Source organism: Halopiger goleimassiliensis (assembly GCF_000455345.1).
Lineage (GTDB): Archaea > Halobacteriota > Halobacteria > Halobacteriales > Natrialbaceae > Halopiger_A > Halopiger_A goleimassiliensis.
On the sequence record NZ_HG315690.1, the window covers coordinates 25,886 to 46,212 of the forward strand.

Annotated in this window: 18 protein-coding genes; 9 read left to right on the forward strand and 9 right to left on the reverse strand. The window is 64.9% G+C overall.

From position 1 onward, the window contains the following. Positions 1–55 precede the first annotated feature (55 nt). Positions 56–1,294, reverse strand: a complete 1,239-nt coding sequence (locus TX79_RS00145; RefSeq protein WP_049924950.1) for a Cdc6/Cdc18 family protein — start codon at positions 1,292–1,294, stop codon at positions 56–58. A gap of 919 nt (positions 1,295–2,213) precedes the next feature. On the opposite strand from TX79_RS00145, the gene TX79_RS00150 reads away from it, so the two are divergent. Next, positions 2,214–3,011, forward strand: coding sequence for an alpha/beta fold hydrolase (locus TX79_RS00150; RefSeq protein ID WP_049924951.1), 798 nt, complete (start codon positions 2,214–2,216; stop codon positions 3,009–3,011). A gap of 391 nt (positions 3,012–3,402) precedes the next feature. Further along, positions 3,403–4,167, forward strand: coding sequence for an RNA methyltransferase (locus TX79_RS00155; protein WP_049924952.1), 765 nt, complete (start codon positions 3,403–3,405; stop codon positions 4,165–4,167). Positions 4,168–4,273: 106 nt separating this feature from the next. On the opposite strand, the gene TX79_RS00160 is transcribed toward TX79_RS00155, so the two are convergent. The 4 genes from TX79_RS00160 to TX79_RS00175 form a co-directional block, all read right to left on the reverse strand. Continuing rightward, on the reverse strand, positions 4,274–5,098 hold the full coding sequence (locus TX79_RS00160; protein ID WP_049924954.1) for a DUF7504 family protein: 825 nt from the start codon (positions 5,096–5,098) through the stop codon (positions 4,274–4,276). An 88-nt stretch (positions 5,099–5,186) separates the two neighbouring features. Beyond that, entirely contained in the window at positions 5,187–6,455 is a 1,269-nt protein-coding gene (locus TX79_RS00165; RefSeq protein WP_049924956.1) for a HEAT repeat domain-containing protein, read from the reverse strand. A 292-nt stretch (positions 6,456–6,747) separates the two neighbouring features. Further along, positions 6,748–7,374, reverse strand: a complete 627-nt coding sequence (locus tag TX79_RS00170) for an HTH domain-containing protein (protein ID WP_049924957.1) — start codon at positions 7,372–7,374, stop codon at positions 6,748–6,750. Between the two features lie 130 nt (positions 7,375–7,504). Further along, the gene (locus tag TX79_RS00175) at positions 7,505–8,530 is read right to left on the reverse strand and encodes a DMT family transporter (protein ID WP_195892431.1); all 1,026 of its coding nucleotides are present in this window, start codon (positions 8,528–8,530) and stop codon (positions 7,505–7,507) included. Between the two features lie 179 nt (positions 8,531–8,709). Here TX79_RS00175 and TX79_RS00180 point away from each other — a divergent pair, with 179 nt between their 5' ends. After that, positions 8,710–9,192, forward strand: a complete 483-nt coding sequence (locus tag TX79_RS00180) for an Lrp/AsnC family transcriptional regulator (protein ID WP_049924958.1) — start codon at positions 8,710–8,712, stop codon at positions 9,190–9,192. A 25-nt stretch (positions 9,193–9,217) separates the two neighbouring features. Here TX79_RS00180 and gatE read toward each other — a convergent pair whose 3' ends face one another. Continuing rightward, positions 9,218–11,092, reverse strand: a complete 1,875-nt coding sequence (gene gatE / locus TX79_RS00185; protein WP_049924959.1) for a Glu-tRNA(Gln) amidotransferase subunit GatE — start codon at positions 11,090–11,092, stop codon at positions 9,218–9,220. 233 nt (positions 11,093–11,325) lie between these two features. On the opposite strand from gatE, the gene TX79_RS00190 reads away from it, so the two are divergent. Beyond that, positions 11,326–12,417: a sensor histidine kinase gene (locus TX79_RS00190; protein WP_049924960.1), complete on the forward strand. Its 1,092-nt coding sequence runs from the start codon at positions 11,326–11,328 to the stop codon at positions 12,415–12,417. A 98-nt stretch (positions 12,418–12,515) separates the two neighbouring features. Here TX79_RS00190 and TX79_RS00195 read toward each other — a convergent pair whose 3' ends face one another. Then, positions 12,516–13,901 carry an ATP-binding cassette domain-containing protein gene (locus TX79_RS00195; RefSeq protein ID WP_081655453.1) on the reverse strand — a complete coding sequence of 462 codons (1,386 nt, stop codon included), beginning with the start codon at positions 13,899–13,901 and terminating at the stop codon, positions 12,516–12,518. Then, positions 13,898–15,070, reverse strand: a complete 1,173-nt coding sequence (btuC, locus tag TX79_RS00200; protein WP_049924961.1) for a vitamin B12 ABC transporter permease BtuC — start codon at positions 15,068–15,070, stop codon at positions 13,898–13,900. Before btuC ends, TX79_RS00195 begins: the two co-directional genes overlap by 4 nt. 60 nt (positions 15,071–15,130) lie before the next feature. On the opposite strand from btuC, the gene TX79_RS00205 reads away from it, so the two are divergent. The 5 genes from TX79_RS00205 (at position 15,131) to TX79_RS00225 (ending at position 18,758) form a co-directional block, all read left to right on the forward strand. Continuing rightward, positions 15,131–16,297 carry a PGF-CTERM-anchored ABC transporter substrate-binding protein gene (locus tag TX79_RS00205; RefSeq protein ID WP_049924963.1) on the forward strand — a complete coding sequence of 389 codons (1,167 nt, stop codon included), beginning with the start codon at positions 15,131–15,133 and terminating at the stop codon, positions 16,295–16,297. Positions 16,298–16,382: 85 nt separating this feature from the next. Beyond that, positions 16,383–16,664 carry a signal recognition particle subunit SRP19 gene (srp19, locus tag TX79_RS00210; protein WP_049924964.1) on the forward strand — a complete coding sequence of 94 codons (282 nt, stop codon included), beginning with the start codon at positions 16,383–16,385 and terminating at the stop codon, positions 16,662–16,664. Positions 16,665–16,666: 2 nt separating this feature from the next. Continuing rightward, entirely contained in the window at positions 16,667–16,906 is a 240-nt protein-coding gene (locus TX79_RS00215; RefSeq protein WP_049924965.1) for an H/ACA ribonucleoprotein complex subunit GAR1, read from the forward strand. Between the two features lie 120 nt (positions 16,907–17,026). Further along, the gene (locus TX79_RS00220; protein ID WP_049924966.1) at positions 17,027–18,127 is read left to right on the forward strand and encodes a presenilin family intramembrane aspartyl protease PSH; all 1,101 of its coding nucleotides are present in this window, start codon (positions 17,027–17,029) and stop codon (positions 18,125–18,127) included. Positions 18,128–18,200: 73 nt separating this feature from the next. Next, a complete protein-coding gene (locus tag TX79_RS00225) occupies positions 18,201–18,758 on the forward strand; it encodes a hypothetical protein (RefSeq protein WP_049924968.1) in 558 nt (185 codons plus the stop codon). A 22-nt stretch (positions 18,759–18,780) separates the two neighbouring features. Here TX79_RS00225 and cysS read toward each other — a convergent pair whose 3' ends face one another. Continuing rightward, positions 18,781–20,277 carry a cysteine--tRNA ligase gene (gene cysS / locus TX79_RS00230; protein WP_049924970.1) on the reverse strand — a complete coding sequence of 499 codons (1,497 nt, stop codon included), beginning with the start codon at positions 20,275–20,277 and terminating at the stop codon, positions 18,781–18,783. Positions 20,278–20,327 lie beyond the last annotated feature (50 nt).

The following is a 20,327-nucleotide window of genomic DNA, read 5'->3' on the forward strand; positions in this document are numbered from 1 at the left end:
ACGGCGGTCGGTTCTGCTCGTCGATTGGGGTAGCGTACTGCTTCGGGAACACGCTCTAGTCGGCCGGGGTCTCGTCCTCGAGGACGGCGAGTCGCGAATCCCGGAGGAGAACCTTCTTCACGATCGACGGGTTCTCGAGCAGACGATGTTTGGCGTGGGCACCGCGACCGCGGCCACGACCCTCGCGTTCAGATTGAATCACGTTCAGGAAGTTCTGCTCCTGGAGGATCTCCTGGACGCGTCGTTCCGAGAGGACGTCGAAGTCGAGTCGCTTGGCGACTTCCTTGTACTGGTTGTAGATGATCTTGGTGGGGAACTCCTTCTGGCTGCTGTTTTCGGTGAGCAGCGTCAGCGAGTAGAGGATGGCTTTCGCCTGCTGTGGCGAGCCCTCGATCAGTTCGTTGAACCGGTCGGCTTCGGTCTTCTCCTTCGCGTCGCGGACGTGGTCGGCCGTCACCCGGGCGGCGTTCTGTTTCTTCGCGATGCGGCCCGCGTTCCGGAGGATGTCGATCGCTTTGCGCGCGTCGCCGTGTTCCTGGGCTGCGAGCGCAGCGGTCAGCGGGATCACGTCGTCGGAAAGCACCCCGTCGTGGAACGCATCGCGGCGTTTCTCGAGGATTTCGACCAGCTGGTTGGCGTCGTACGGCGAGAAGACGAGTTCGTCCCGCGAGAGGCTCGATTTGACGCGTTCGGAGAGGTGGTCCGGGAAGTCGATCTTGTTCGAGATGCCGATGATCCCGATGCTCGAGTCCGAGATGCGACGGTTCTCGCCCGCACGCGAGAGTTTCCGTAGCACTTCGTCGTCCTCGAGCATGTCGATCTCGTCGAGGATGACGATGGTCACGTCGGTGCAGTAGTCGACGGCTTGCCAGAGACGTTTGTAGTAGTCGCCCGTTCCGAGGCCGCGGTCCGGGATGGAGATGCCGCTTTCCTCGGGTTCGTTGACGATCTGGGCGATCGTCTTGATGACCGACGCCTCGGTGTTCTGTTCGCCGCAGTCGATGAAGGCGTACTTGACCGTCACGCCGTCGCGCTGGGCCTCCGAGATCACCCGCTTGGTCACCGACCGGGAGATCAGCGATTTACCGGTTCCGGTCTTCCCGAAGATGAACAAGTGGTTGGGCTCGCTCCCGAAGATAGCCGGGTTCAGGGCGTCCGCTACCCGTTGCATCTGCTCGTCGCGCCCGACGATCCGGTCCGGTCCGGGGAGATGTGTGATCTCGAGCAGTCGCTCGTCGGCAAAGACCGGATCGTCGTACCGAAAGAGTGGATCACGATCGTCGTTCGCGGACATTGCAGTACCGCGACCCTTCCAATTGGACCGAGATAAATCTATGGAGATCGGTCGCGAGTGTAAACCACCTGTCTGAGAAACCATACCGAACGTTTTCGCGATTGTCGGCAATATCGCCCTCGAGCGCCACCCTCGCGCTTTTAATCGGTCACGAACGAGGTCACGACCCCCACCCCCGTCGCGGATGTAACGGATCGAGCGCATACGCCGACTCACTCGCGGTGGTTCGGAGAGTACGACCACCGATCGTTGGGGCTACCGCCCGACCAATTGTACCCCGTCCGTGTGGGCAGAATTCCCATACCGCCGCCGGCTGTGGTGTCTCGACGGACGAGCAAATATCGATGTATCCCAGACGAAAACGGAGTACTCCCGGTGGCGGTAAACGAACGTGAGTCCTCTCGTGTCGGACCCCGGAAAAGCGTCAACCGCGAATCCCGGAGGGCACACACCCCCGTCGCGTTTGTAACTGCGAACAGGTGGGATAGTTCCGAGACGAAGGCCAATATTCACGACGTGGGGCCTGGTTTCGAGTCGAATTTTCAGACGCGACAGTGGTGTGTAGCCACACAGAATCCTCACACGGAAATACAGTTACATCCGCGACGGGGGTGTGTGTGCCTAACGACTCCGCTTTCCACTGTTCCCTTTTTCGTCGACGAGTCTCCCTCGGAGGTACCCTCGATACTTCGAATCGTACAGTTCATCGAAACTGTATACTCCATCGAGACAGCATACTGTACGTTCTAGTAGACGTAACTAGACTAGTAGACTAGGATTCTACAGTCGTATCCGACAAATACCGACGTTCGAACTCTCCCGTTTTATCCACGACTGTACAACCACTACTCCGGATTCGGATCACACCGACCGGCGTTCGAAATTGGTAAAGCGACGCCACGTTTCACCATCGTAGCCCATGCAAACAGTCACCTCCGCAGACGGAACAGAGATCGCCTACGAACGGGAAGGGACGGGTCCGCCGCTGATCCTCCTCCACGGCGGATCGGGAACCCGTCGAACGTGGGATACCCTTCGCCCGCACCTCACCGACGATTTCACACTCATCGTTCCCGACCGGCGGGGCCGGGGAGAGAGCGGCGACGCCGACGACTATCGCCTCGAGTACGAGATCGACGACGTCCGTGCGCTCGTCGACGCCGTCGACGGCGAGACGACGGTGTTTGGGCACTCGTACGGTGGCCTGGTCGCGCTCGCGGCCGCCGAGCGGGTCGCCGTCGATCGACTCGTCCTCTACGAACCGGCGATACTCGTCGACGAGCACCGTGACGACGACCTGGCCGATCGAATGCAGGACCGCCTGGACGACGGTCGACGGGAGGAAGCGATGAAGTTGTTCTACCAGGAGGCTACCGGCGTCTCGGAGCCCGAGCGACTGCCGTTCTGGCCCGACGAGGTGAACTTCGACCTTCTCGAAACGGTACTCCGGGAGAATTACGCCGTCGAGGAGTACGAACTCGCCAAGGACCACACCGTCGATGCTCCGACGCTCCTCCTCACGGGCGAACACGGTCCCGAACACCTGCGGGATGCCGTGTTCACCCTCGATGAAACCCTGCCCGAGAGTCACCTCGTGGAACTCGAGGGCGTCGGGCACGTGGCCATCGATTCGGCTCCCGACCGCGTTGCGACAGCGATTCGTTCCTTCGCTCGAGAACAGCGGGACGAGAACGGACGGAAACGGGATTCACGGTAATCGCGGCGACCGAAACCGCAGCCACAGGGAGTACCCTCGGGCTTTGCTACCGGATCCTTGAACGCTACTGTGGGTGACCTGTAGTGACGCTAACCTGGGAGAACGGTCGACGCTCTCGGTCACCCAGTCGACAGCGCGGACGAAGTCGCGTACGATGGCATCGAGAACCGATCGTGCGATCTAATTGATATCGCACTATACGATTTATCTTATTATGCATCACACCGTCATCGTCCAACGGCGTAGCTGTGCGACGATCGGTGTCGCTTCGCCAGTTCCCCAAGGCCAGCGGACGATTCCAACCGATATATACAGCCGACGATCCACGTCCGTACTACAGACGCGAGCGATCGATACGACGTTTCGATCGACTCGAGTATCCAACGCACACATGACAGACGCTCCAGATTCCGAGGACGGCTTGGCTCGCACGCCACCAGCAGTCGCCGTCGTCGATGCCCAGTCGCCGGGCAACGTCGGAACGATCGCGCGGGCGATGAAGAACTTCGGGTTCGAGGACCTGCTGCTGGTCGATCCGCCGGAACTCGATCCCGACGGCGAAGCGTACGGGTTCGCCGGCCACGCACGGGAGGACGTCCTGCCGAACGCGACCGAAATCACTTTCGAGGAACTGGTCGCGAACTACCACACGATCGGGTGTACGGCGGTAACGAACGAGGACGACCGGAGTCACGTCCGGTTTCCGTTCTCGACGCCCGCCGACCTGGCCGAACGGCTGCCGACGGTCGAAGCGCCGACGGTGCTGGTCTTCGGTCGCGAGCGAGTCGGATTGACGAACGAGGAACTCTCGCGAATCGACGAGATCTGTACGATACCGGCCAACGAGGAGTATCCGGTCCTCAACCTCGGTCAGGCGGCGACCGTCACCCTCTACGAACTCCGGACGCTGACGCTGACGGACGAGGACACCCAGATTCCCGACGTCGAGCGGGTTCGTGCCTCGGAAGCGACCGTCGACCGCCTCTACGACCAGTGGGACGCGTTGCTCGAGGAGATCAACCACCCGGAGGAGAAACGGGCGAAGACCAGACGGATGCTCCGTCGGGTCTACGGGCGGGCGGACCTCACCGAACGGGAGGCGAACACGTTGCTCGGATTGTTGCGGCGTGCAACGGAACGACCGGCCGAGGAGTAACGCCTCGATGTCGGATCGACGAGTGTAGTCGTCAGGATCGTTCCACCCGAACCACAGATCCTCCCGTCGATCCGACCACGGTGGAGCCCGACGTTCCCTGCAGACCTCACTTCTTCGTCACGAACCGACCGTTCGTGGCCTCGATCCGCACGTCGAACAGTTCGGCGATCAGGTTCAGCGTCGGCCCCGAGTTCGAGTCCGGATCGTAGTAAAAGTGCGACAGCGCGTCGGCGCTCTCGAGGCGAGCGGTCAGCAAGTGGAGGAACTTGAACACCTGCCGTAACTCGTATTTCGCGATGATCTCCGAGAGGACGTCGAACCCGACAGAGAGTTTTCGATTCGGACCGTTGTGCTCCGCGACGACCCGTGAAATCGTCTCCCCGAGAGCCGACAGCGACAGACTCGAGTCGAGTTTGACGATCTCGAGCGGCACCGACGAGAGGTCGAGATCGGAGACGTCCGCGAGCGGCCGTTCGGCCGTCGTGAGAACGATCGTCCGGGCGGGCCACTCGGACAACCGCTCGGCCAGTGCGCGCAAGCGATCTCCCACGGCCGTCGTGACCAGCAACACGACGTTACAGGGCGCGAGCATGTGGAGGCGAGCGTTGTCGGCGTCGGAACTGTTCGGACGGGTACAGACGAGGACGTTGCCCGTTCCGTCGATCCGATCGGCGACGTGAGCCCCCGATCGAAGCCGATCGCGCTCGTGTTCGAACAGATGCCGTTTGAACTCCCCCACGGCGTCGTCGACGTCGTGTCGTATCGATCCCGTCTCACAGTGGGGGCACGTCCACCCGAATCGAAACCCCTCCTCGTAGAGCGACTCCTTGTAGTGCTCGAGGAGGTGCGATTCGGACGTCGATCGTACGATCGACCGCTGGGCCGCCCACACCGTAAACCTACACCGATCACACGTCCAGCAAAACACCATGCACCTTTCAACGAATCGTACTCTCACGACGATATAGATTTGGGCAGATATACCAAGTGGCGAAAACCCGACGACTGACCGAACGGGTTTATTCGGCGTCGTCCTCGCGATCGGCCCGCTCCCGCTTTTTGGTCGTATAGTCGGCTGGATCGCTGACGTACGTGAATTCGACCGCGTTGCTGACGACCTCCTTCGAGGGGCCCTCCCGAACCCGCTCGAGGACGAACTCCGCGCGTTGTCGGGCTCGATCGGACGACCCGTCGTCCCGCAGGAACTCCCGAAGCCGCCTGGCGACGGTCGGATCGTCCAGATCGACGAGCGTGGACATGGCGAACTTCGCCGTCATCTCGTCCGAATCGTCGAGTGCGTCGACGAGCGAAGCCACTATCGAGCCGAAGTCGTCGGCATCGCTGTCGGCGACCTGTCCGAGCAACCACGTCGCGTTTCGTCGGACGTAGGTGGGCTGGTTGCCTCCGAGAACGGTCCGAAGTTGTGCGGCCAGATCCGGGAGTTCGGCCTCGGCGATCGCGGCCCCGATCGCGTTGCGCATCTCGTGACTCCGCTCGGAGGGGGCGTTCGCGAGCAGTTCGATCAACGACCGCGTGGCCGTCCGCCGAACCAGCTCCGAACTGTCCTGGAGCCCCTCGATCAACAGCGGCAGCGGCTCGAGGTTGCCGAACGCACCGAGTTCGCCGACGGCGATGACGCGAACCGATTCCGTATTCGACCGGACGGCAGGTGCGAGCGCTCGCCGCGCCGCTTCGGTGCCGATCGCGGCCAGCGCGGACGCGGCTTCCCGGCGAACCCGATCCTGGTCGTCGTCCAGCCGGTTCGCCAGCGGTTCGATACACCGCGGATCGCCGATCTCCCCGCAGGCCTCGACTGCCTCCGCTCGAACGCGAACGTCGTGATCGTCGAACACCGCGACCAGTGCCGGAACCGCCGCCGGATCACCGATCCGTCCCAGTGCCGCTGCAGCGAGCATCCTGAACTCCGGATGTGGCGACTCGAGCCAGTCCGCTGGTCGGTCGGCCGTCATCCACGGAGGCGTCTCGTCCAGTCCCGCGTCCGCGACCGCCGCGACGAGGTCCTCGAGCGCGGACTCGTCCCGCAAATAGAGGGCGTCGATCGCGGCTGCGCGAACGGCGTCGCTCTCGTCGTGCTTTGCGGTTCGACGGAGTGCCCGCGTGATCCGATCCTGGACGTCCGGATCCGGCCCCGTCGTGAGCCCACCCAGAAGTTCCGCGGCCCGCTCTCGAACGACGGGGTTGTCGGCCTGCGTCAGATACTCGATTAGCTTCAGTCGATCCCCGTTCCGAGCGAGTTCGTAGAGAAACGTCGTTTCCTCCCCTGACATGTACTGATCCAAAACGCCGTCTCTATCGGGCATCCCCCGCAGCGCGATTCGGACGCGTGCTACCGGTACCCGGTCCTGTGGCGGCGTTCTTCCTGTCGTGTTATTCCTAATTTACAATAATTATTCGGGCTCTCGGGCGGCCCGACCGGATCGTCGACCGCCAGAATCCGATCCCGAATCGTCGTCAACGAGCGACGCCAACCTATCGAAGCCCGCTGCCGGATGTGTGACCTCGAGCAGTGGTCGCTCCCGTCGCAGCCGATACCGGCCTCCGGCTGGTCGACGTCGACGGTTACCGTTGTTCGAGGACGTGACGAGGGTCGTGCTCGGGCGTCCGATCGACGAGATCGCCCGAGTCTGTGAGAGTCCCGATCCAGCCACACTCGGCGCAGGCGAACAGGCCCTGCCCGTCGATCAGTTCGTCTCCACAGGCGGGGCAGTCGGTCGACGACGTCCGGGTCCGGGTCGGCGACTCGCCGAGCGGGTCCGGAACCGTTCCGGTGCGGAGTTCGGCGATGACCTCGTCGGTCGTGTACGTCTCGTCGCCCTCGGTGTGGGGGAAGACGCCGACGAGTTCGTCGTCGACGTAGAGTTCGAGACAGACCAGCGGCGTCACGAGCAACTCGGTCGTCTCCCCGGTCACCTGCGAGGTCTTCGTTCGCTCCCGGAACGGCGGTTCGATGCTGACCCCGCGTTCGTCGGCCCACTGCGAGAATCGGTCGTAGGCCTCGAGCACCTCGTGATGCGGGCTCGTATCCGACCGCGTCACTTCCTTCGGCCAGCTACGGAGCAGCAGGTCGTCGATCCTCCCCTCCGACTCGCAGGCCTGTAGCGTCTCGATCTGTCGATCGATCGGTTCGAGGAGTAACGGTGCACGGACGTGGCAGACGACGGTTAGCTCGGGTGACGCGTCGCTCATTGGTTCTCGTCGGATTGCCCAACGTCACCGCTAATAAACGTTCCCTGGTGAGAATACGTGGCAATAGGAGGTATCGAAGGTCCCTAATACGGTCTCCCGGGCGACACGAGATGGAACCGTTCCGGTGGAATCAGCGCTCGGGATCGATGGACTCGGCGTCGGCGGATACTCCCCCGTCGGTTCGGGTCTGGACCGGCCCGTGCGATTCGCCGTGTGACGAAGCCGCCGGTTCCATCCACGACCGCAGGAGTCGACGGAGCGCACGCCGCTTGACGAGGGTGAAACCGGCCAGGATCGTCACCAGCCCCACGATCGTCAGCGAGTCGACGACCGACCCGAGGAGGAGCCAGCTAACGAGGATGGCCACTGCCGGTTCGGCGTACCCGACGAGGTTGACCTGAATCGCGCCGCTTCGATCGAGCAACTGGAAGTACAGCAGGAACGCGAAGACTCCCGAAACGAGGGTGAGATAGAGGTACGAGAGGATCGCCGTCGACGTGACCTCGATCGCAGCTATCGATTCCCCTCGCAGTGGTGCCCCTCCAAGCAACACGCCGGCTCCGATCAGCATGGCCCACCCTTCCAGCGACTCGAGCGGGAGGTTCGATTCGATCGGCCTGACGAGTACGCCGCCGAGCGCGAACGCGACCGCAGCGCCGAATACGAGTGCAGCGCCGAGCGTCATGGTGTCTCCGAGGACTGCCGGGTCCGGTCGAACGACGAGGACGACGCCGATCAATCCCAGACCGAACCCCACGAGACCGATCCGACCCAGTCGCTCGTCCGGGAGCAACGCGCCGGCGAAGGCGACGGTGAGGATCGGCGCGGTACTGATGATCGTCGCGGCGACCGCTCCGGAAACGTACAGTTCGCCGACGTACAGCAGGCCGTGATAGAGCGCGATCACGAACACGCCGGCGACGGTCACGGCGAGCCACTCCCCGCGGCCCCGGGGCCATACCCGATCGGCGACGAGCGACGCGTAACCGAGGACGATCAGCCCCGCAAGCGCGTATCGTAGTCCCGCGAACAACAGCGGCGGGACGTGCTCGAGTCCGACCTCGATCGCCACGAACGAACTTCCCCAACAGAGTGCCAGTATCGAAAAGAGCACCGCGTCGCGGTACCCGGCTGGCAGGATCTTCGACTGAATCATATCCAGTTCGAAGTTATCTCCTGTATTTAGGTCCTTCTACAAGAGACGGTGGTTTCCTGGATTGAAAATCACACGTATGGATCAGATCCAAATCCAACTCGAATAGAATCATCGTGTTGTAGAAAACTCCAATTGGCTCAGTCGGGAGACATTTATGGCCTCCTGTCGATCGGCCACGTATGGACGAGCGCGACGTTCGATTGTTGAAGGCCATCTCCGAACTCGGAACGGGGAGTCCCGAGCGGCTGCACGAAGAAACCGGCATCCCCGTCTCGACCATTCACTATCGGCTCTCGAACCTTCGAGAGGAGGGGATCATCGAGAACGATCGGTACGACGTCGACCTCGAGAAACTCGGACTCGGGGTCACCGTGATCGTCGAGGTCCACGCCGATTATCAGGGTTCCTACGAGACGTTCGCGGATCGACTGCTGACGGTCGAAGGCGTCACCAACGTCTTCTTTACGATGGGCGAGACGGACTTCATCGTCGTCGCCCGGCTCAGCGGCAGCGACATGGTCGAGCGCCTCGTCGCGGAGTTCGAGCAGCTAGAGGGCGTCGAGCGGACCGACTCGACGTTCGTGATTTCGGCCATCGAGGAACGGGACGCGCTCCAGAGTTACGAGCTAGAGACGTTGCTCGAGGAGTTGATCGACGACTGAGAGGAACGAGCGAAATCGCGACCGATCAGGCCCGCTTTTGAATCTCCTCGCGGAGCAACTGACTCACGAGGTCGCCGTCGGCCTTCCCGCGGAGCGCGCCCATGCACTCGCCCATGAGCCCGGAGAACGCCTGCATCCCTTCTTCCTCGACTTGCGTCTCGTTCCGTTCGACGACCTCCACGACGGCCTCGCGGACTTCTTCCTCGTCGGCACCGCCAAGGCCGGCCTCCTCGGCCGCCCGCTCGGCAGTCCGGTCGGGATCGTTCGCGAGCGCCGTCAGCAGGTCCGGCACACCCTCGTTGGGCAGGTCACCGTCTTCGACCATCTCGAGCGTCTCCGCGAGGTGGTCGTCGGTCAAGTTCTCGACGGCCACGTCGTCGCGCCGCAGTTCTGTCAGCGTGGACTCGAGGGTCGACGCCGCGAGCGTCGGATCGATGCCGTCTGCCACCACGTCCTCGAACAGCGGCATGTGTTGGCCGTAAGCGACCTGTTCGGCCAGCCCGGCATCGAGGTCGTACTCCTCTTGGTACCGGTCGACCTTCTCGGTGAGCAGTTCCGGTTCCGGCACCTCGCTCGGGTCGGGTTCGACCGGCGGCACGTCCGTCTCGGGGTACATCCGCGCCGCACCCGGGAGCGGCCGCAGGTAGCGGGTCGTGCCGTCGTCGTTCGCGCCGCGGGTTTCCTCGGGAACGCCCTCGAGAGCGGTTTCGGCGCGCTCGACGACGGCTTCGATCGCGCTTTCGGCGACGTCGGTCTCGTCGGCGACGATGGCCACGGCGTCCTCGGGGCCGACCTCGACCGCGTCCCGTAGCGCTTCGACTTCCTCCTCGGTGACGCCGTAGGCCGGCAGTTCGTCCGTGTGGAAGATCCCACCCGCGCCGTGGCGCTTGGCGTGGTCGGAGAACTCGGTGCCGAGGCGGCGGTCGGGCGCGATCTCGCGGCCGACCAGCCCGTCGAAGCCGTACAGCGGGACGCCCATCACGGAACCGCCGGAATTCAACGCGCCCTGAATGACGCCGCTGTCGGTGTCCTCGAAGACGTCGGTGACGTCCTCGGGTTCGCCGACTGAAGCGTCGCGCTCGATCAGTTCCTCGGCGATCGCGACGAGTTCGACCTGCCGGGCGACCTCGTTGCGGATGATGTCGTCGATGTCGTCTAAGCTCTGGACGCCCTTGATCTCGACGCGAGCACCCTCCTCGATGGAGACGTTGACGTCCTGCCGGATCGTCCCGAGGCCGCGTTTGACCTTCCCCGTCGAGCGCAGCAGCATCCCGATCCGCTCGGCGGCCTCCAGCGCCTGTTCGGGCGTCGAGATGTCCGGACTCGTGCCGATCTCGACGAGCGGAATTCCGAGGCGATCGAGGCTGTAGCGCACGCCGCCGTCGGTCTCCTCGACGCGCTGGGCGCTCTCCTCCTCGAGCATGAGGTCCTCGATGCCGACCGCGCCCTCGCTGGTCTCGATCTCGCCGTCGGTCGCGATCAGCGTCGAGCGCTGGAACCCGGTCGTGTTCGAGCCGTCGACGACAATCTTGCGCATGACGTGGGCCTGGTCGACGGGACTCGCGTCCAGCAACTGGGCGATCTCGAGGGCCGTCTCGAGGGCCTCCTCATCGAGTTCGTGGGGCGGTTCGTCGTCCTCCTCGACGAGACAGGTCGTGTCGTAGGCGAGGTACTCGAACTCGCGGTCGACCTTGCTCTCCTCGAGGGCGGCTTCGTCGATTTCGCCGAGTTCGCTCCGCGTCGGATGGAGGTAGCGAGTGAAGGTCCGCTCGGCTTCCTCCGGCTCGCGAAGCTCGGTCGGACACTGGCAGAACAGTTTCGTCGCCGTATCGAGTTGCTGGTGGATCTCGAGTCCGGCGACGAGTCCGAGCTCGTCGTAATCGTACTCGCTGTCGGTCATTGACGGGCACTCGGAGCCGGAGGAGTAAAAAACCGTCCAGTCACGTCGGCTGACGCGATCAGTCCGGGCTGGGACGACATCGCTGGGAGACAGAAGACGGCGTTCGGAAGACCGATCTAGAACGGCAACATGACCGCTACCCGACACAGCCACAGTCCGGCAGCCGACCCACAACGACTATATTCCTCCTCTCGGTTGAGGAACAATAGAGATCGTCACCACCTATCACACTCATGGATCGCCACTGTGAACTGTCCGACTACGTCGGAGCGGGGGCCGACGTGGAGGGGGGATCGATATCCGCGTTTTTCGAACAGCTCGTCGAGGGGGTCGGGGTCGGTATCGGGGCCGTCGGCTCTCACGGAGAGTTCGTCTACGTCAACGAACGCTACGCCGAGATGATCGAGGAGCCTCGGTCGACCCTCCTCGGTCGATGCGTGGGCGAGGTGAATCCGGCGTTCGATCAGTCCGCGTTCGAGGACTACTGGAGCTCGTTTACCACCGGCGAAACCCGGATCTACGAGACGGTCCACCGAACCGCGACCGGAGAGGAGTTCCCGGTACGCGTCCACGTCACCCGCGTCGACATCGCCGACACCGAGTTCAACGTCGGGACGATCCGCGACATCTCCGAACTCGAGCGCCGCCGTGAACAACTCGAGGTGCTCCGGCGTGTGCTCCGGCACGACCTCCGAAACCGGCTCAACGTCGTCGCCGGCTACACCAACCTGATCGAGGTTCAACTCGAGAACGACGACGATCTTCGGAACCACTTCGATCGGATCCAGACGGAGATCGAACACCTGCTCGCGACCTCCGAGAACTCCAGGCGACTCGAGGAACTGCTCGATTCGGCCCGATCCCGCTCGGAGGTCAAGCGAACCGAGATCCGACTGGATCACCTGCTCGAGGACGCGGTCACGACCACACAGGAGAAGTTCCCGGACGCCGCGATCGAGTACGCTAACCCGGGCGAGATCCGCGTCCGGGCGGCGAAGTACCTCGGCCAGGCCGTGACGCACGTTCTCTCCAACGCCGTCATCCACAACGATACCGACGAGCCACGCGTCGCCGTCGACGCTCGACGCGCCGACGGTCGAGCGATCGTCTCGATCGCGGACAACGGACCGGGCATCCCGGACGACCGCAAGGACCTCGTCTTCGGCCGCGAGGAACGCGACCAACTCCACCACGGCCGCGGTTTCGGCCTGTTCTTCGTCGCGAACGTCGTCGAGGAGAGCGGCGGCGAAATCTGGATCGAGGACAACGACCCCCGCGGGGCCGTCTTCAACGTGGCGTTGCCGACAACGTCCGAGTCGCCCTGATCGTCGACGGCCGCGGTACCGGTTCGATCTCTACCCGTAGGGAAGTTCCTGCCGTCGACTCGTCAGGCGACGTCGACCATCGATCGGTCTCGATCCGCTCAGTCGCTCGGCGATTCGGTCGACAGTTCCGTCTCGATGTCGGTCCGGTCCTCGAGTCCCGACGGGTCGCTCCGATTCGACACGGCTCCCCGTTCGGTGCCCTCGAGTTCCGCCGTTACGGCGTCGACGATCGCCGTCGGCGTGGTCGTCCGACACCCGTCGCGACACCGCTCGGAGAGCCGTCGGGAGGCTCGATCCGCCGTCGACCGGTCCGCCGAGAGCTCTCGTTCGGCGTCGACTAGCGACGGCCTGGTCTCGATGGTTTCCAGCAGGGCCTCGAACTCGGGACCGTCGCCGACCACGGGGTCGGCGAGTACCGTCACGTCGGCCGCCCGCAACCACTCCTCGACGCGGGTCCGGCCCGTTTCCGAGAGTGGACTGAACGGATCGACCACCTGGGCATCGAGATCGAACCGCTCGACCGTCTCGAGGGCGCTGTCCCTGGCCGGAACCGGTCCAAGCGTCACGTCCAGCCCCGACAGTGCGAGTCGGGTGAGGACGCTCGAGGCGGCTTGGCCCGCGCCGACGACGTGAACGTGTGCGTCCTCCCGATCGGCTCCCTCGCTCAGTTCGGCGTCCGCAACTGCAGTCACCGACGGCGTCCCGGTGATCGGGTTCGTCGTGACGGCGGCGTTCGCGTCGAACGCGTCGGCGAGCGCGGACGTCGAGAGTACCTCCTCAGGCGGCCCGACGCTGTGAATCCCGCCCTCGGCGAGCAACGCCAGGCGGTCGCAGTACCGGGCGGCCAACGAGAGGTCGTGAATCGCCGCCACGACGGTTTTCCCCTCGGCGACGAGTTCGCGGACGAGTTCCAGCGTCTCGATCTGGTGGTTGATATCGAGGTTCGCGGTCGGTTCGTCGAGCAACAGCGCGGGCGTCTCCTGGGCGACGGCCCGCGCGAGGACTACCCGCTGGCGCTGGCCGCCGCTTACCTCGTCGATCGGACGATCCGCCAGCTCGGCGGTCCGCGTTCGCTCGAGGGCCGCCTCGACCGCCTCGCGGTCTTCAAGCGTCGGCCCGGAGAACCGCGACCGGTGGGGATGCCGGCCCATCGCGACCACGTCGCGAACGGGGAAGGAAAACGAGAGGGTGGTGTCCTGCGGGACGACGGCGACGTGCCGGCTCGAGACCCGCGACGAGGCGTCGTGGACGTCGAGACCGTCGATCGTTACCGAACCGGCGTCGGGTGCTATCACGCCGCTGATCGTCCGCAACAGCGTGGTCTTTCCGGCCCCGTTCGGTCCGACGAGGCCGACGAACTCGCCGCTCGAGACGGTCAGCGAGGCGGACTCGAGGACGGTGAGATCGCCGAACGAGACGCCGACGTCCCTGACCTCGATTCCGCTCGTTGCTCGGTCTCCGTCGTAATCGTCCCGGTCGGTCACAGCGCGTGCACCTCGCGTTTGGTCAGCAGGTAGAGGAAAAACGGCGCGCCCAGCGCGGCCGTGATGATCCCGACGGGAACGACCGGCGTGCTGACGTCGAACCCTAGCGGGAGCGGGAGCGTATCGAGTCGCGCGACGGTGTCGGTCACCACGAGGAACGAGGCCCCGGCGAGCGCGCTCGTCGGCAGGAGGATCCGGTGATCGGGGCCGACGATCAGGCGCATGATGTGCGGGACGACCAGCCCGACGAACCCGATGACGCCGGCGACGGCGACGCCGGCGGCCGTCACGACGCTGGCCAGCGCCAGCAGGAGCAGTTTGGTCCGCTCGACGTCGACGCCGAGGTGGTGGGCGTCCTCCTCGCCCAGCAGGAGGACGTTCAGTTCACGCGTGTACGCACACAGGACGAGGACGCCAAGCACCGTGAACGGGAGCGCGAACCTGACGTCGGCCCAGGAACTGTCGTGGAGGTGGCCCATCATCCAGACGACTGCCTCCCGCAGATCGTCGCCGCTCAAGACCAGCATGTACGAGATCATCGCGCCGAGGAACGCCTGGATCGCGACCCCGGCGAGCAGCAGGGTCGCGACCGGCGTCCGTCCGCCCTCGGTCGCGATGGCGTAGACGAGAAAGGACGCTCCGAGCGCACCGGCGAACGCCGACAGGTGGAGGCCGGCAAACGGGATCACCGTCGGAAACGCGATGGCCGCGACGGCACCGGCCGCCGCGCCGGAGGAGACGCCGATGATCGAGGGGTCCGCCAGCGGGTTCCGGAAGAACCCCTGCATCACGGTCCCGGCAGCGGCCAGCGCGAAGCCGACGACCGCCGCCAGGACGATCCGCGGCAGGCGGATGGTCTCGACGATGCTCTGGTGGGTCCTGTCGACGTCGAACGAGAAGACCGAAGCGTACTCGAGATCGGGAACAGGGACGTTGATTTCGACGAACGCGAGATCGGGAACCGGCCCGCCGATTTCGACGAACGGGATCGATAGAGCGGCCGTATCCAGGGACACCCCGGACGGAACGGCCAGCGCGTTCAAACTGGCTTTCGCGACGATCACGGGGTCGATCCGGACCGGTCCGAGCGCCGCGCTCGTGACGATGACGCCGGCGAGCAAGGCCGTGAGTCCGATCGTCCAGCTAACGGTGCGGCCCCTGTTCGACACGATTTCAACCTCGGTTGGAGTAGCCAAATATTTGTTGGAGTACGACGGACCTCCCAGGCGATGCGAAAGCTACTGATCGCGCTGCTTGCTGGAATCGTCGTTCTCGCCGCGGGTGCTCCCGCCGTCGCCGGAAGTGGGGGACCCGCAGCGGCGACGGTACAGGAATCGCCAACGTGTGAGTATCCGCTGGAACTCGAGGACGCGACGGGTGAGACGGTGACGGTCGATTCGGAACCCGAGTCGGTCGTCGCGCTGCAACCGAGCGACGCACAGATCGTCCACGAGATCGGTGCCGAGGACAAACTCGTCGGCATGCCGGTCGGCCAGTACACCGACTACCTCGACGCCGACGAGGACCTCGACATCAGCGAAGACGACGATCTGACGCCCATCGCGGAGACCGTCGTCGACCGCGACCCCGACGTCGTCCTCGCGGCGAACACGCTCGAGGGCGACGACGTCGTCGATCAACTGCGCGACGCCGGCCTGACCGTCTACGTCTTCCCCACCGGTGAATCGCTGGACGGCGTCGCCGAGAACGTCCGACTCACCGGGCAACTCGTCGGCGCGTGCGACGGTGCTCAGGAGACCCTCGAGTGGATGGACGAGCGCCTGGAGGTCGTCGAGGAAGCGATCGACGGCGAGGACCGTCCGCTCGCGTACTACGCCATGGGCGGCGGGTACACGACCGGCGACGGAACCTTCCAGCACGAGATCCTGACCACCGCCGGCGTCGAGAACCTCGGAGCCGAGACCGGCATCACGGGCTGGGACGTGATCGAAGAGGAGACCGTCGTCGCGGAGGATCCCGAGTGGATCGTCTACGGTGCGTCGGCCGGGGAGCCGCCGGTCAGCGAGGGCGTCCAGAGTACGACCGCCTACGAGAACGAACAGTTCGTCGCGGTCAACGACAACTTCATGAGCCAGCCCGGCCCGCTCGTCGTCGAGGCGATCGGCGAAATCGCTTCGGAGGTCCACCCCGAGGCCTACGACGAGGCCGAGCAGGCCCTCGAGGAGGAGTCGAGCGACGAGATGGAGTCCGAATCGGACGGCGATTCCTCGAGCGAGGAGACCGACGAGGAGATGGAGTCCGACGAGGACACTGACGCAGAAGAAGAGGAAACCGCTGCGGAATCCGACGCCGAGGATACGATCCCCGGCTTCGGCGTACCTGCGGGGATCGTCGCACTGCTCGCTCTCGGAGCCGGATTCGCCCGCCGCCGATAACTGATTCCCCGGCGTCGTGGTGGGGCGACGCCGCCGACCGCTCGTTTTGAAAAGGGTTTACACGTCGGCTTACGGAGTTGTCCGCATGGTCGAGAACGTCATCTGGCCCGCCTATCTCGATGCGAACCGGACCCGATCGGAGGGCCGTCGCGTCCCCGAGGACCTGGCAGTCGAAGAGCCGACGGTCGACGAGATCGCGAAAGCCGTCCAGCAGATCGGCTACGACGCGATCGTCGAACGGGACAAGGCCTACTCGCGGGAGCCGTGGGCCGACCGTGGCCGGGTCGTCGTCCGCGGGGCCGACGATTCCACCAAGAACGACCTCGTACAGGCCGTCGCGGCCTACGTCGCCGCGATGCGCGAGTGAGCATGCGTCGCGTCGGCACCGTCGAACGGACCGCACAGGGACTCGCGATCCTCTGCGCGGCTGACAGCGACGATCCGGACGTCCATCGCGAGGAGATCGGAACGGTCGTCCTCGACGACTCGCTCGAGGAGGTCGGCCGGGTCGTCGACGTCTTCGGGCCCGTCGACGATCCGTATCTCGCGGTGACCCCGGAAGGCGTCCACCTCCCGTCGCTGGTCGGTTCGACGCTCTACGCGCGATAGCGGCCCGGATACGACAGGATCCGTCCCGGTTACGATCGGACCGGCCGGAGGATCGTCCCGACGTGTAGTCAGGAATCGAAGACGAAAACACCCATAGGACCGGGGGCCAAACGGCGGAGCATGAACGAACGGACCCGGGTTCTCACCGCCGTCGGAGTGACGGTCGCGCTCTTTCTCGCCGTCCAGATCGGTTCGCTGGCGCTCGTCGAACCGTTCCACGAGTCCGAGCGACAGGCCGTCGAGAACCCACAGGACCCGACGAACAGCGTCTTCTACTTCGGCGTCATCCTCGTCGCGACCGCGTTCATGCTCGCGGCGTTCAAGTACGACCTCCAGCGGATCATCCACGCGCTGATCGTCGGCGTGAGCGTGATGCTCGCCTGGTTCGTCTTCACCGAGTTCGTGCCGTCGGTCGTCACGGTCGGCTCCACGAACGTGCTGGCCGTCATCGCGTCGCTGGGGGTCGGCGTCGCCCTCGTGGCCTATCCGGAGTGGTGGGTTATCGACCTCACTGGCGTGTTGATCGGAGCCGGTGCCGGCGCGCTGTTCGGGATCAGTTTCGGCCTCCTGCCCGCAATCTTGTTGCTGTCGGTGCTCGCCATCTACGACGCCATCAGCGTCTACGGGACCGAACACATGCTCGACCTCGCGGAGGGCGTGATGGACCTGCAAATCCCCGTCATCCTCGTCATCCCGACGTCGCTGTCGTACTCCTCGCTGGCTGACGACGGAACGGACGTGGACGAGGCCGGGAGTTCGGACGCGTCGCCGGCCGACGACCAGTCCACGCCCTCCAGCCCCGTAGCCGATGCCGAACCGGACGACTCGAGCCCCGTAGCCAACGGCGGCACTGACGACGCAATCGACGACAACGTACGCGAGACGAACGAGGACACCGAGCGCGAGACGATCGGCGAGTCCCCGCTCGAGCGCGACGCGCTGTTCATCGGACTCGGCGACGCCGTCATCCCGACGATCCTCGTCGTGAGCGCGGCCTACTTCCTCGAGGCCGGGACGCTCGACGTGCCCGGACTCGTCGTCAACGTCCCCGCCGTCGGCGCGCTCGTGGGGACGATCGCCGGCCTGCTGGTCCTGCTGTATATGGTACTCAAGGGGCGTGCCCACGCCGGCCTGCCGCTACTCAACGGCGGTGCGATCGGCGGCTACCTCGTCGGCGCGCTGGCCAGTGGCGTCCCGCTGCTAACTGCACTCGGGCTCTGAGGGAGGAATCCGAGTCGTCGGTGGCCATCCGAGCACCGACACCACTAATGTCGTCGCCTTCCGTCCCCGTGGTATGTCAGGATCCGGTGACCGAAGCGCCCGCATCGAGACGTACACGGGCCAGTTGATCGACGTTCTCGATCCCTCGCCGGCGGCAATCGACCTCGAGGACGTCGCCGCCGGGCTGGCCCACACCTGTCGGTTCGGCGGCCACTGCAGCCAGTTCTACAGCGTCGCCCAGCACTCGCTGTACGTCAGCCGGGAACTCCCGAGCGACCAACCCCGGCTCCAGTTGCTCGGGCTGCTCCACGACGCCGGCGAGGCCTACGTCGGCGACGTGCCGCGGCCGCTGAAGGGAGAACTCGAGGGGTTCGAACGGATCGAAGACCGCGTTCTCGAGGCCGTCTGGGAAGGGCTGGACGTCCAGCCGCCGACGCAGCGTGAGTGGGAGCGGGTGATGGAAGCCGACGATCGACTCCTCGCCTACGAGGCTGCGGCGTTGCTCTCCGACGGCTCGTGGGCCGCCGACCCACCGGAACTGGAGTACGACCTCGAGCCGGCGTCGATTTCGACCGTCCGGGAGCGGTTCCTGACGCGTGCCGAACAGTTACTCGCGGCCGTAGAAGAGTAATCTCGAGCGCCAACGCGACCGATCAGGAGTCCGACGGCAGTCGATAGGTCGGCCCGTCGTCGGTGTCCTGGACTTCGATCCCCAGTGCCTCGAGTTCGTCGCGGAGTTCGTCGGCGCGCTCGTAGTTCCCGTCCGCGCGTTCCTGCTCTCGCACCTCGAGGACGAGATCGACCACGTCGCCGGCGAGGTCGGCCGTCCCCGCGGTATCGCCGGTAAAGGAGAGGCCGAGCACGCCACCCAGTTCCTCGAGCGCGTCGACCGCGTCGTGCAGGCCGCGGTAATCGAACTCCTCGCGGTCCTCGAGGTGGCTGTTGATCGCCGTCGCGACCTCGAGCAGCGCGGACTGGGCCTCTCGCGTGTTGAAGTCGTCGTTCATCGCTTCGACGAACGCCTCGCGGGCGTCCTCCACGGTCGACCGGAACTCGTCGTCGGTGACTTTCGTCCGAGCGTCGGGCGAGTCGACGGCCGCCGCGGCGGCGTCGTAGGCGCGCTCGAGGCGGTCCCATCGTTCCTCGGCCTCGGCGATCGTCTCGTCGCTGTAGAGCTGTTTGCTGTTGTACGATCCGGCGGTGAGGAAGGTCCGCAGGACGTTCGTCCCCCACTGCTCGACCGCGTCTTCGACGGTGACGAAGTTGCCCAGACTCGAGGACATCTTCTCGTCGTCCATCTGGAACAGTTCGCAGTGGAGCCAGTACTTGGCGAACTCCCGGTCGGTCGCGGCCTCCGACTGAGCGATCTCGTTTTCGTGGTGGGGGAAGACGAGGTCGCGGCCGCCCACGTGGACGTCGAGCGTCTCGTCGAGGTGGGTCATGCTCATCGCCGAGCACTCGATGTGCCAGCCGGGCCGGCCCTCGCCCCACGGCGAGTCCCAGGTGAGCGACGTCTCGCTGGCCTCCTCCGCGGGGGCCGCACCCTCGTGGCGGTGCTCCTCGATCGCGTCCGGCTCGACGCCGCCGGCCTTCCAGAGCGCGAAGTCGGCGGGGTGGCGTTTCTCCGAGCGCTCGTCGGGGTCGCCCTGGGACTCGATCTCCTCGAGTTCCTGGTTCGACAGTTTGCCGTAGTCGTCGAACGCGGTGACGTCGAAGTAGACCGACCCGTTGGACTCGTAGGCGTACCCCTTCTCGACCAAGGTCTCGACCAGATCGACGATCTCGGGGACGTGTTCCGACACCCGGGGGTAGACCTCTGCGCGCAGGAGGTTCAGCGAACGCATGTCCTCGAGGGTGCGCTCGATGTAGCTCTCGGCGACCTCCCCCTCGCTGTCCCCGAGGTCGCCCTCGCCGACGCGGGCGACGATCTTCTCGTTGACGTCGGTGAAGTTCTCGACGTGACGCACGTCGTAGCCGAGGTACTCGAGCCAGCGGTGCATGACGTCGACGTGGACCCACGACCGTGCGTGGCCTAGGTGGGGCGGATCCGAGACCGTCAGGCCACAGTAGTAGAGCAAGACGTTCTCCGGGTCCTGTGGCTCGAACGGCTCTCTGTCCCCCGTCAACGTGTTCGTCACGTGTAGGGTCATTGGTGGTACTTCCCTCGGACGACAGTTAAACGGTGTGATGCACCACGAAT